Genomic DNA, 13,577 nt, shown 5'->3' with positions numbered 1-13,577 from the left:
TCAAATTAAAACTTTTATAACTTTTTGTTTTGATTCAAATATAATTTCAATTAAGGTATCTCATCGTTTTAAACTTGACGCTCCATAATCTTGTATAGTTACATTTATATGATATTTAATCGGTACTTTACTAAATGTTTGATCCCAATCTTTTTTGACTTTCTCCCATGTTCTCGGGTGTTTAATTCTTAATTGGTTGCCAAAACCCGCAATATCGACTTGATATTCTTTTTGTATTTTTTTTGTAACATGATGTACTAAGTGCTTTACTTCTTTTTCAATAGCTTTTTCTTCCTTTTTTAAAAATTCATTTTCAAAATCTTTTCCTGATTGCATCCAATTTTCAGACAAACGCCCTACTGATTCAATGTTTACATCAAAGGAAATATTATTTCCGTTAACATGTGGTATGATTTTGCTTTTTATTGACTTTATTTCGTATATAATGAGTTTCTTTGATTCTTTATCAAAAGTTTTTACCACACCACCATTCCTTTTTCCGTTTATCCATACTACTCCTTCCAATTCCTGTTCATTTAAAAAGCCCATCAACTTTTTTGTCTTCCCTTTAATTACAGCAGCTCCTGCAAATTTTGTTTCCCCTTTTATCGAGATTACATTTTGCAAAAGAAAACTGGACCCTGACCGCATCTTTCCTTCCAATTTAGCGAGCGATACAGGAGGTAAAATCCTTGTTGTTCTATTTCTATTATCTGCAATTCCAGACAAACGAAATGCTGGAATTTCTCCTTTTTTGTTTGATTCCAGTACCTCCTTCGCTAGCCCCTTGCTAATTAAGAGCATACAGCTAAGCCGAACTTCATTGTCACGGAGATACTGTTCAAGTAATTGTTCTAAACTGTATGTACGTACAAGACTATCACTAATAACAATGTTTTTTAAATGTGGGCTGAACATTGTGCTCTCTCTTTTCAATGAAAACTCACGAACAATTTGATGAATGGAATCACCTGTCTCAGAAACATTAATATAACGTTTTTGTTGTCCATTTCCTTTACTTTGTGCTTGCGAACTAACAATTTGATAAGTAGCTGTTATAAGATTTCTTTTAGGATAACCTCCTTCCTCATCCTCTTTCTCAATTGTTGAATCCTTCCCTTTATCTAGTGCTATACCTGCAGTTAAACTCAACTCTTCTACTTCTTTACTGCTCCAACATCCTGTTAAAAATAGAAGCAAAAGCGTCCATAACAAAGCAAAATAGAACCGCATATAATTAAATTTATTTTTCACACTACTCCTCCTTTTAATCGCGTAATAATAAGAAGAAGCAGTGGCAGTAAACCAAATAAAAATAAAGCAGCATTACCGAGCATATCCCCCAATTTAAGCAAGTCATTTATATTTTTCGAAGTCATAGCAATGATGTAAATGATTGGAATCAAAGCAAAAATAAACGGATGAATACTCTTTTTAAAGAGTTGCGCTAATCCTAATGCAGCTGCATAATAACTAATCGTATAGGTAGCAAATATTTGCATAATCCATATTACAAGCAGTAAAGATTCAAAACGTTCAAATATCAATCCAGAAATTTCAAAACTGCGCATAAGGTCAATTGTCGGCCATGTTCTTGTTACAACCCCATCAATTGATAATGCACCAATGACCATTACAACAGTTATTACATAAAAGATTAACGGAATAGAAATTCCAACTAAAATAGCTTTTACTGCTTTATTTCGTTGTTCCATAAATACCAAAAGAATTAACATAATTTCAGGACCTGTATATGCGAGAGACGTTGTTTTTATCCCATCTAATACTGGTTTAATTCCCAAACCTAATACGGGACGGAGATTATCTATCTCGAATATTCCGATGCTCATAAAGGAAATGATTAAAAAAATAAAAACAGTAATAGGAAATATTATTTCAAACATCCGTGCAATTGAATTAATACCACTCATAATCAAATAGAGACCTATCCACATAAAAGGCATAACAATAGCCCATGTGGGGGTTCCTTCGAGCAAAAAAAAGCTTATTACTTCTGCCATTGAACGAATTTGAAATGCTGAAGTTGTAAGAAAATACCCTATAATAAGAAAACTAAGCAACCTGCCTATCCATTTCCCTACAATATCTTGACTGTATTGGTAAAATGTTTTTTCTGGAAACTGCTGACTTAATTTGACCATAATTACTCCTGAAACCATTGCCAGTATTCCACCTAATATCACACTTATCCATACATCTGGTGTTTTCACTTTTTCCACAGATGCTCTAGGCAGAGTGAGAATTCCTGTCCCAAGTATGTAATTTACAATAATAACAACTGCCTGTGAAGTTGTTATTCGGTCTTTAAGTTTAGTAATCACTGAAGGCCACTTCCTTTCGTCATCAGCTACCTTTTGCGGATATTTTTTTTGGTATGCATTATTTTTGGTCGACGTCTCATTATTTTTAATGGCATGCGAACCATAAAATCTTTCCAGTCACTGAATCGATATGGAACAGCAGGACTGGTATAAGGAACGCCAAAACTTTTCAGTTTCACTAAATGACTGCAAAGTAAAAGAAAGAAGAGAATAACTCCATACAAACCAAATATCGCAGCACAAAACATAGCTACAAAACGAAGAATGCGTAACGTAATTCCTACACTATATTGTGGAATAGTAAAAGAAGAAATAGCTGTTACCGCAACAACGATAACCATTATTGGACTAACAATTCCTGCTTCTACGGCAGCCTGACCAATTATTAAACCGCCCACAATTCCCATTGCAGGTCCAATTGGTTTAGGCAGACGTAAACCTGCTTCTCGCAAAACTTCGATAGCTACTTCCATAATTAACGCTTCTATTAAAGCGGGAAAAGGAACTCCTTCTCGCGATCCGATAATAGAAATAGCGAGCTTAGTGGGAATTAATCCTGGATGAAATGAAATAAAAGAAATATACAGTGCTGGAGCAAATAATGAAACAAAAGCTGTCATGAAGCGTAATAAGCGGAGAAGCGTACCAGGAAGCCACCTTTCATAATAATCTTCTGGTGATTGCAGCAGCATACTAAATGTAACTGGAGCAATTAAAACAAATGGTGTTCCATCTAACAAAATAGCTACTCGACCTTCCATTAAAGCACTAATAACACGATCAGGTCGTTCTGTATTTTGAATCTGTGGAAAAGGACTTAGATAATTATCTTCAATGAGTTGCTCTATATAACCAGATTCGAGTACACTGTCTATGTCAATTTTCTGAATTCTGTTTTTTACTTCATCCACCAATTCTGTACTAGCAAGATCTCTAATAAATGCGACAACTAACTCTTTCTTTGCACGTTCTCCTACTGGTAGCTTTACTAATGATAAACTCTCATCCGCACAATGTCGTCGCAAAAGTGAGGTATTATCACTTAATACTTCAGTAAAACCGACCCGTGGCCCTCTGACTAATGCCTCCGATACTGGTTCTTCAATGTTTCGTTTATTTGCTTTTGTTGTACCAAGAATAAACACATCTGCTAAACCATCAATTAAAAGAGCTGTTGAACCTATCAATACTTTGGGTATTAAATCTTTTATGTAATGGACTTCTGCTACTTCACTAATTGTAAGAACTTTATTTTTAATATATTCTTTTGAAACAGTCCCCTCCACATAAGAAGATTCATTTTTATATTCATCAGAAAAATCATCCATTAGTAATTTCATAATATGTTTGTCAATTATCTCTTTATCTGATAGGCCATCAACAAAAACGATCCCAGCCTGAATATCTGTGCGTCCAATATTAAACTTCCGAAAGCGAACATCAGAATTATGTCCGATTTGTTGCTTTATAAGTTCTAAGTTAGAGGCAAAATCATTTGTGAAATGAACGATTGCATTTTGAGAAGGTTTATGCTCTTGTTTCGTTTTACTTTGAATATTATTTTTTTTCACTTGTTTGTCTCTTGACTTCCACCAACTCATTCTTCCCACTCTTTCTCTGACATACGAACCCAATGAAAAACTCTTGAGATAGTATACGGAATTAAAAACAAGATAAAAGCTTGTACAAAGACTTTCCAATCTGGAAGATAAGAAGTAATTATGTTCCACATTTTTATCACCCAATTTATATACTCTGCTAGGATTGAGATTTCTAAAAAACGATATGTACTTAATAAAAAATAACGATAAGATTAAAGAGCAGAAAAGCGAGACATTATGCTTGTTTAGTACCAATAACCTAATTAGTATAAAAACATTTCTGACCTAAAATACCATTTCCAATTATAATTTGTTAAATATTATCTCCTTTTCCGTTATTTATATGCCCGCATTTGAATTTCAAATAATATAAGGATCAATGATATTTCCTCTTAAAGAAAAAAAGATGCTAGAAGATAGCATCTTTTTTTAAATTCAACTTACTATGTATTTATATTTTATTGTGAAAATACTCGTTTTTTTAATGAATATTAATGTTTAAAAAAATAAAAAATACATATTCTTTTGTTCTAAGTTCATACACTTCTACCAAATCGATACGGAATTTTCTGATTTTAAAACTAATATGAAATAAAGGAGAATAAAAAGAAAAACTATTATCAATCTATCAATTGAAAATAATACTTAGCAAGAGTTTATCATCTTAACTCCAAGTGTATTCGTTTTGCTTCAAAATAAAGAACTTGAATAAATTTTTTCGTATCAATACGAGCAGGTAATGTTGGTTCATTATTCAATTCTGTCATCTTTCTCCTTACGGTAGTAAAATCAAAAAATCTAGAAGCATAATTTTCGAACTTCGGGTTTAAAAAATCAGTAAGTCCAAGGGATGCTAAATGGTTTAATGATTGATAAATTGCTCTCCGAATCCGTTGTTTGGAAGCTTCTATGAACCTTTTTAATTCGGCATCTTCAGCTGAATCCCCAAGTTTTTTTTGAGCCAAATTCATAAAAATCTCTTTTAGTGAGGGAAAGCCTTGTTCCAACGTGTTATCTTGTTCATATTTATATAAATAATCTAGCATATCCATTAAATCTTTACTTCCACTTTCACTGGCTATTCCTAATTCAGACAAAAGAAAATGAATGGAATTTTGAAAATGATTAAAAGTATTTAAATGTTTTTCATTACGGTATTTTTCTTGCACACTTGAATTACTATCCAATTTTAGTACCATATTAAGCGATTCTTGAATGTTTTTTATTGATTTTTCCAAACGAATTCGTTCAATGACTTTCCGAACAACTGTTAATACTTCAATCCGGTTAATTGGCTTAATAATATAGTATTCAACACCAAGCGAATAAGCTTCAGCAATTAATTCTTTTGATTCTACTTGAGAGACCATGATGATTTTCCCTTTAAACGAAGGGTTTATTTGACGGATTGTTTTTATTCCATCTTGAATCGGCATTAACAAATCGATAAATAAAATGTCTATATTTTTAAGGATTAGCATTTGTTGCTCTAAAGATAAACCATCCTCAGCTTCACCTATAACCTCCCCAAGATCTTCATCCTCGATAATTTGAGCCAACATTGAGCGAACCGCTTTTTCATCATCTACTATATAAAAATACATAGAATCACCCTTTCGAAATTATATGATCAATCCCTAATCTAATTATAAAAATTGATCCTTTTCCTTCGGTTCTGTCCTCAAGCGTAACATCACCTTCAAGTTGTTCGACCATTTCTTTAACATACGATAATCCGATACCTGTCGATGGATTGCCTAAATCATCATATTTAGAAGTAAACCCAGGCTCAAAAATTGAATCTTTATATTTTGAAGAAATACCAGGACCATTATCGCCTATTTGAAATTCAACAAAATGGTGGTCTTTATTAATGTCAATTGTGATGGTTCCCATACCTTGGATAGCTTCTACAGCGTTTGTAACGATATTATTTATAATAGATAAGATTGTGTAAATATGATAATGAGGATGCACACCATCAATTTTATACACAAATTGGATGTCTTTCTCTAGCAACCGTGCATATTTCGTATTTGCCCGTATAATGATATTTACTAGTTCATGTACAGACATATAATCTGTAAAACTTTCATCAGAAATTAGTTTTGAAAGCCCCGCAAAAATACGTTGGTTATCCTTTTTAACGTCATGGACCTCACCAGCAATTTGTAATGCCTGTTGCCTTAAATCCCCAAACTGAAAATCCATCTGTTTGTGCTCAAAAGAGTCTAAGGTTTTATATAAATCATAGGATTTTTTTGTTATATTCTCAGCATCTTGTAATGTTTTTTTTAAATGAACAGCATCTTCATATAAATTAGAGATGAGCATGAGCATGTGTTCATTTTGTTTCTTTATGTGTCTCTCCCTTGATTGCGCTTCATACAATTTCATCATATTGAAAAAGCTTAGAACTATAAAACTATGGGAACATGCGATAACAATGATCTCATTTATTGCCTCGGATGTGATTGATGTTTTTAATACGAAATATTGAATCATTAATTCCACACAGTCTGACAGTATTTCAATCATGCAACCAATAAAACCAATCATTAGTGGTTGATGATAAAAACGTTTAATTTTTGCTAAATGAAAGAGATACGAATAAGTAAAATAAAAGAAAAAACTAGGATAGTGAGTATGAAAAGCGGCTAGCCAATCCATATTTCCCTTTATAATGACATCCATTGAGATACGAAATACTACAACGACTATCGCTGTTAAAAAACCCGGTAAAAATGCTGGAATTCTTCGAAACAATAACAAAAAAAAGAAAAATGTTGGTGCACCAAAGCTCATTCTAAATGTTTCATTTAAAGGAAATGACTTTATTTCACCTACTAAGGGTACTGTAAGTATCATTAAAACGAGAATATAGATGTCTTTTTTTACTAAATTACTAAGATTCAAAATAATCACTTCTCACCTTCGCCTAACAGTCAGTATACAAACCTATTTGCATTAATACAATACTTACTCTATTTTTTTCAAAAACTGATAAATAAGATATAAACGAAAGTATTATAGATTGTGAGTATTCATTACACCCTTCTACTTTAGAAAGATACTTTATAACTCAAAAATGTTCAGACACAATATAAGGTCTGAACACTTTTGGAATCGTTCTTACACCAAAATATCTGTGCTCCTTTTTAAAATATACTTAAATCCCATTCTTTTGCAATATGTTCTAACAACATAATTCCTGGTAAACTATTCCCATATTCATCAATGGCCGGTCCGTAAATACCAATACCACATCCATCTTGGAACGATAAATCCTTCCTAGATTTTGAGGGAACAAGTGTCATAATTCCGCCGGATACCCCACTCTTAGCTGGTAATCCAATGAAAGCAGCAAATTTTCCAGAAGCGTTGTACATTCCACAAGTAAGCATTAAAGCTTTTGTTAACCTAGCTACTTCTTTAGGGAGCACTTGTTCTTTGCGAATAGGATGATATCCATCATGTGCTAGTATAAGCCCTATTAAGGCAATATCTTCAGTATTTATTTCAATCGAACATTGTTTTAAGTAAACCTCTAGTGTCTCCTCCACATCTGATTCTAGAAAACCATTCTCCTTTAAATAGTATGCTAATGCTCTATTACGATGAGCGGTTTCCCATTCTGATTGAAATACTATTTCATTAATAGCGGGACGCTTCTCTATCATTTTTTCAATTAATACGTATAGAGATTCTAATTTTTCTTGCACCGATGTCCCTGGCAAAAGTGAAGCTATCGTAATCGCTCCAGCATTGATCATAGGATTAAAAGGTTTTCCTGGTTTATGTATCTCTAAACGAATAATTGAATTAAAGGCATCTCCAGTTGGCTCTACGTCAACTCGTTCTAATACATAAGAAATACCACGACTTAAACAAGCGGCTATAAAACCGATTACTTTTGATATACTTTGTAATGTGAAAGGTATCTCCCAATCTCCTGATTTTATCATTGTTCCATCTGGCTTTACTATACAAATACCTAACTGCGATACATTTATTTCCCCCAGAGCGGGAATATAACTGGCGCTTCGTCCCTTAGCTGCATACGCTCGATAATGAGCTACCCATTGATCTAAGCAAACTTTTTCTTGCCCCTCAACTTGAACGCTAGATTCCTTTATCATTTAATCATATTCCCCCGTACTATTAACTTTATATAGAATGATTTTTTCTTTACTATAATCAATACTATTTGCACTAGAACCAAGAAAAATATTCAGACATATTGCAGTCTGAATATCCTTCTTATTACACACTTTTCTTTTTTGAAGTTTTCTCATAACTATCCCAACATTCAATATTTTCAAGCCCTTTAATGTTTTCTTTATAAAAAATAGGATCTTTACCAGCTTTTTTCTGGTTTATATAATCTTGTAACGCCGCAAATGCTACTTTTGAAAGTAAGGTAATAGCAATTAAATTAATAATAACCATAAAGCCCATAAATAAGTCCGCTAAATCCCATACAATTTGAATCTTTGCAACAGAACCAAATACAATCATAGCCAACACACTTATTCTGTATATCATTAACCACACTTTACTTGTATGTAAGAAGCGAATGTTTGTTTCACCATAATAATAGTTGCCAATTAACGCACCAAATCCAAATAAAAAAACAAAGATAGCAAGACAACCCGATGCCCAAGAACCGATGTGTTCACTTAATGCTGCTTGTGTAAGTGCAATACCATTTAACCCCGGTTGTTTATATGCATCAGACAGCAAAATAATAAAGGCAGTGCTAGTACAAATGATCAGTGTATCCGTTAATACACCAAATGCTTGAATCAGTCCTTGTTTCACCGGATGACTTGTTGTTGCTGTTGCGGCAACGTTTGGTGCACTTCCCATACCAGCTTCATTTGAGAATAAACCGCGTTTAACTCCATTCATAAGTGCTGCACCAATTGAACCGCCTGCTATTTGTTTAAAACCAAATGCATTTTGAACAATAAGAGAAAGAACTTCCGGCATTTTTGATATGTTGGTAACTACAACAAATAATGCAACTCCAATGTATAATACCGCTAAAAATACCACCTTGTATTCAGCCATCTTTGCAATACGTTGTACACCACCAAAAATAATCGCAGCGAAAGCAATGGCCATGATTATCCCAACTGTTAGACGATCTGTACCAAATGAGTTTTGAAAAGCAATTGTAACTGTATTTGATTGTACTGAATTGAATACAAGACCAAAAGTAATTGTGATTAAAATAGAGAATAATACTCCCATCCAACGTTTATTCAACCCTTTTTCCATATAATAGGATGGACCACCACGGAAACCAGTTTTATCTTTTACTTTATATATCTGTGCTAATGTGCTTTCGACAAAACTGGATGCCGAGCTAATAATAGAAATAATCCACATCCAAAATACAGCTCCAGGACCACCTAATGCAATTGCAATCGCAATTCCTGTGATATTCCCTGTTCCAACGCGGGCTGCCATACCAATACAAAACGCTTGAAAAGGAGAGATTTGATCTTTAGAACCACTTTTTCCCTCCATTAATACACGAACCATCTCTTTTAACATTCGAAACTGTACAAAATTCAATTTAAATGTAAAATAAATTCCGCAAATAACAAGCATAATAATTAATAATTTAGACCATAAAAAATCATTTGTTGATCCGACTAAGTCTACAAAAAGCCTTTCCATATCATCACTCCATGCCAAAATTTGTATATCATAATCTATATAAAATCACCTATATTTCCTGGTACAAATACCTCTTTCATATTCAAATACAACAAGGATAAAAATTTTCTATATTAATCGGATTGGCCTGTTTAAGCAAACATCACAACATGTAACCGTAAAACTGAAATTTTGAAGTACTTAACGCTTATACAAACGGATGCTCTACCCCTTTCTGCAAACTAATATTTTTATCCACTAACATTGTTGTACTATTATGTTTGTTTCGTTTACCGGTGATTTAAATCATAATAATCAATAGTGATTAAGTGGTTTTTTGTTAATTGTCTCAAGAACATGGAAATATCTCCTTTCCCACTACTAATCTCAAAAATAGGCTAGGTAAAAATTTCACGAAAAATCTATAAAGCGCTTTCAATCTTTAAATAAGAGAAGCTTGTCTTTAATTTATAATTAAAAGTACAGAATGTTACGAAAAAGTACAGATTTTTATAAAAACAAAATTATTTTAAGATTTTTCATCTAAAAAAACAGTGAGATTTTTTGAATTTTATACAGTACCCAAACGTCGCAGATTTTGTTCTACCTATCCTTTGGCAAGCCTCTATTTTCTTCATAAAAACATGCATACTTTTTCTCTTTTAGAACTTCTTATAAAGTATTTGAAATCAAGAATCAATAGAATATTATAAGAATATTGAAAAATAAAACATTTAATTTATTTATGGTATCATACAAAAAACATTTGTTTTCTCAATTAATCCCCCTAGCTGGATTCGTCTATATTGCACATATTTATAACATTAAAGACACTAAGAAAAAAGGATTTTGTTGAAGGGATGAAACATTACAAAACTCTTATTTAGAACCTTATGTCATCCTCTTTTCTAGCAATATTGAGTTATCCCAAAAAACGTATATTTACTAACATAGATTACAGGTGGTGTATTGTGAAAGAAATAGTATTCGTTCAAAATAAAAAAAGACTCCTTATGAAATTCGAATTTTTAAAAAAGGATTTAGTACTTACCATTTCACTAATATTAGCAATTGTAAGCTGCTTAATACATTCGCCAAGGTTCGAATATATTAACTTTGAAGTGTTAATTAGCTTATTTAATCTAATGGTGGCCATTAAAGCCTTGGAACAGCTAAAGATATTAGACAAACTTGCCGTTGCGATTTTAAATAAATGCAATAACAGCAGGTCAATATCTATTATTCTAATTTTGTTATGCTTTATTTGCTCCATGTTTGTAACAAATGATGTTGCTCTCCTCACTTTTGTACCAATAACACTTGTCATTAGTAAAAAAACACAAATGAACATGATGGATACAATCATCCTGCAGACAATTGCGGCAAACATCGGTAGTAGCTTGATGCCTATGGGAAACCCACAAAATTTATACCTATATTCTTACTATGGAATTAAGCTCATCCCCTTTTTAGGTTCAATTCTGCTTTTAGCTGTACTTGGAATTAGTTTGTTATTTATATTTACTCAAAAACTTCAAAAAACAGATTTGAAAATAGAACTACCTGTTATTACCGTGAAAAATCGAAAAAAAAGCTACCGTCTGGATTTTGATACTTATCACTATCATTGCATCTATTTTTGGTGTTATTAATTATTACATTGCACTAATAGTCACACTGATAGCAGCATTTACGTTAGATAGAAACTTACTATTTAAGATTGATTACTTTCTTCTAATAACCTTTGTCTGTTTTTTTATTTTTATCGGAAACATTTCCCATTCCGATGCACTGGGGACATTTGCTCGCGCTAATTTAAGAGGAGATACTTCAGTCTTCTTTAGTTCCATATTTTTGAGTCAATTAATTAGCAATTTTCCTACTTCAATTCTTCTATCAAACTTTACTTCTGATTGGAAAGCTTTATTACTAGGAGTAAATATTGGAGGGCTTGGAACAATTATCGCATCTTTAGCCAGTGTAATCTCCTATAAACTATTCATTCAGGCCAATGTTAAAGAGAGTAAGGCGTATTTAATTAAATTTAGCATTTACAACTTTTTATTTTTAATCATACTTACATGTATACAATACTTTATTTTTAAATTTCTATAACTTTAAAAAGTGATTACTACTAGAATAATAAAAACCAAAACTTTCTCAACATTAAATTGGGAAAGTTTTGATTTTAAAGTACATAATACTTACAATTAGCATTATAAGCAAGATCCACAAATTGCATCAATTAACTCACCAGTTATCCAACGACTGTCTGATGATCAAAGAAAATCTCTAAAAACTAGTTGATAATCTTTTAGAATTAAACTTTCCTATAATACTATTTGCTATTTCTTCAATATTTTCATTTAGAAAGAAATGATTACCTTCAAAAGAATGAAAAGTACACGTTTTACTTGTGTATCGTTCCCATTTTATTACTTGATCATATGTAGTAAATTCATCATTTTCCCCATTAAATATAAGAAAATCAATATCACATGGTTGTGTATTTTTGTCATGAATATACGTCTCAACGATTTTAAAATCTGCTCTTAGAATAGGGAGAAAAATCTCCATTAATTCTTCTGATTGCAGTACCCCAGATGGTGTACCTCCCATTGCAATAACTTCTCTTTTAAATTGTTCGTTAGAAAGATTATGTCGGATGTTTTTTATTTTACTATTTGGATGATTTCTACCGGATAAGACAAGAAATTTAGGCAATACGCTTTTAGAATCTTGTATTTTTCTAGCTACTTCATAGGCAATCAAACTTCCCATACTATGCCCAAATAAAATATATGGCGAATCATCTATCTGCATAACGATATTATTATAGACATCATTTACCGCTTCTTCCATACTTCCGTACAAACTTTCTTCAATTCTATATCCTCTACCAGCTAACTCTATCGGGACTACCTCAATATATGGATTAAAGTAATTTTTCCATTTTGCGTAACTAAACGCGGATCCCCCAGCATGTGGAAAGCAAAAAAGTTTAGTCTTCTGCATTGATTTTCTCCTTACTTTCAAATTTGTATATAGTTTGGAAAATTGCATAAATGTCTTTAATTATTATCTCTTGCGGAAATTCATCCCTTGTTGCACAAGCAGATACCTTATAATTTGGCTCAATGTTATATTGTCTAAAGTAAAAGTTTTGAGGTATATACTTATATGAAATTAAAGTTGGTGACTCTTTTTTTATAGAGAATGAATTTAACGGGATATAAAGCCCTTTTCCAATCGTTTTTATATAACTTTCTTTTAATGTCCATAAATCATAAAAATAATTAATTTGTTCATCAGAATTTATATTAGATATATCATAAAATTCTTCCTCTGAAAAAAATTCATTTGCTAATTTAAGAGCCTCTATCTCTGAAATCTTTTCTATATCAATACCCACATTAAAATTAGCAGTAGTACAAACCACCCATTCTCCTGAATGTGACAGATTAAAATGAAAGTCAGAAAAGTTTTCAACAAAAGGTTTTCCATACTCATTATATATAAATCTAATTTCTTCATTATTAATTTTATACTTTTGGCAGATTAGAGATCGGATTAGTAAATCTCCTATCAGGGTCCTATTAATGTCGCATGAATTTAATAAACGCTTCATTCGTTCTTTCTTCTCATTTGAAACTAAGTTACTAAGTTGCTTAAACAAATGACTTTCAATATTCTTTGGTATTTTCACAGCTTGAATTTGTATGATAAATCACGTCCTTTTTTAAAGAATTACTTCATATATGAACGTTACATAAATTCAAATTCACATTACTAAATTGCATATACAATAGGAAAGGTGCATATTTACATATCAATGAAAATATGCACCTTTCCTCAGTAATATCATCAGGCATTCGCTTCTATTACAAAGATTTCTATGTCTCTACCAATTACTTTTTACATTATCCCCTTAAAAAGTAATGCTCTTAATATATTCATTATTCCCTAC

General features: G+C 32.0%; 9 protein-coding genes and 1 pseudogene. 1 reads left to right on the top strand and 9 read right to left on the bottom strand.

The window, feature by feature from the left end:
• Positions 1-60 precede the first annotated feature (60 nt).
• From OXT04_RS21395 to OXT04_RS21365, 7 genes are all read right to left on the bottom strand, one after another.
• Positions 61-1,254, bottom strand: a complete 1,194-nt coding sequence (locus tag OXT04_RS21395; protein ID WP_000790793.1) for a Ger(x)C family spore germination protein — start codon at positions 1,252-1,254, stop codon at positions 61-63.
• Complete coding sequence (locus tag OXT04_RS21390; RefSeq protein WP_000628928.1) at positions 1,251-2,342, bottom strand: spore germination protein; 1,092 nt, start codon at positions 2,340-2,342, stop codon at positions 1,251-1,253. The genes OXT04_RS21395 and OXT04_RS21390 overlap by 4 nt, the downstream gene beginning before the upstream one ends.
• A gap of 26 nt (positions 2,343-2,368) precedes the next feature.
• Positions 2,369-3,943, bottom strand: coding sequence for a spore germination protein (locus OXT04_RS21385; RefSeq protein WP_000119223.1), 1,575 nt, complete (start codon positions 3,941-3,943; stop codon positions 2,369-2,371).
• 659 nt (positions 3,944-4,602) lie between these two features.
• Positions 4,603-5,547: a response regulator gene (locus OXT04_RS21380; protein WP_267417414.1), complete on the bottom strand. Its 945-nt coding sequence runs from the start codon at positions 5,545-5,547 to the stop codon at positions 4,603-4,605.
• A 4-nt stretch (positions 5,548-5,551) separates the two neighbouring features.
• On the bottom strand, positions 5,552-6,868 hold the full coding sequence (locus OXT04_RS21375) for a sensor histidine kinase (protein ID WP_000584793.1): 1,317 nt from the start codon (positions 6,866-6,868) through the stop codon (positions 5,552-5,554).
• 233 nt (positions 6,869-7,101) lie between these two features.
• Positions 7,102-8,082 (bottom strand): glutaminase GlsA, encoded by a 981-nt coding sequence (gene glsA / locus OXT04_RS21370; protein WP_000588988.1) that lies wholly within the window; start codon positions 8,080-8,082, stop codon positions 7,102-7,104.
• A gap of 124 nt (positions 8,083-8,206) precedes the next feature.
• Positions 8,207-9,631 (bottom strand): alanine/glycine:cation symporter family protein, encoded by a 1,425-nt coding sequence (locus OXT04_RS21365; protein ID WP_000440276.1) that lies wholly within the window; start codon positions 9,629-9,631, stop codon positions 8,207-8,209.
• Positions 9,632-10,581: 950 nt separating this feature from the next.
• On the opposite strand from OXT04_RS21365, the pseudogene OXT04_RS21360 reads away from it, so the two are divergent.
• Positions 10,582-11,725 (top strand): annotated as a pseudogene (locus OXT04_RS21360) (anion transporter).
• Positions 11,726-11,902: 177 nt separating this feature from the next.
• Here OXT04_RS21360 and OXT04_RS21355 read toward each other — a convergent pair.
• Together OXT04_RS21355 and OXT04_RS21350 are read right to left on the bottom strand one after the other, a co-directional pair.
• On the bottom strand, positions 11,903-12,625 hold the full coding sequence (locus OXT04_RS21355) for a thioesterase II family protein (RefSeq protein ID WP_001172951.1): 723 nt from the start codon (positions 12,623-12,625) through the stop codon (positions 11,903-11,905).
• Positions 12,612-13,316, bottom strand: a complete 705-nt coding sequence (locus OXT04_RS21350; RefSeq protein WP_090976612.1) for a 4'-phosphopantetheinyl transferase family protein — start codon at positions 13,314-13,316, stop codon at positions 12,612-12,614. The genes OXT04_RS21355 and OXT04_RS21350 overlap by 14 nt, the downstream gene beginning before the upstream one ends.
• Positions 13,317-13,577: the final 261 nt, after the last annotated feature.

The sequence above is a fragment of the Bacillus sp. GC_Bacil_1 genome (genome assembly GCF_026540675.1).
Lineage (GTDB): Bacteria > Bacillota > Bacilli > Bacillales > Bacillaceae_G > Bacillus_A > Bacillus_A cereus.
Note: the sequence above shows the minus strand (reverse complement) of the source record. Positions and strands in the feature narration are given on the sequence as shown.

Coding starts and splice junctions, on each gene's coding strand:
- OXT04_RS21365 (WP_000440276.1), bottom strand. CDS start 9,631: ATGGAAAGGCTTTTTGTAGACTTAGTCGGATCAACAAATGATTTTTTA.
- glsA (WP_000588988.1), bottom strand. CDS start 8,082: ATGATAAAGGAATCTAGCGTTCAAGTTGAGGGGCAAGAAAAAGTTTGC.
- OXT04_RS21385 (WP_000119223.1), bottom strand. CDS start 3,943: ATGAGTTGGTGGAAGTCAAGAGACAAACAAGTGAAAAAAAATAATATT.
- OXT04_RS21380 (WP_267417414.1), bottom strand. CDS start 5,547: ATGTATTTTTATATAGTAGATGATGAAAAAGCGGTTCGCTCAATGTTG.
- OXT04_RS21355 (WP_001172951.1), bottom strand. CDS start 12,625: ATGCAGAAGACTAAACTTTTTTGCTTTCCACATGCTGGGGGATCCGCG.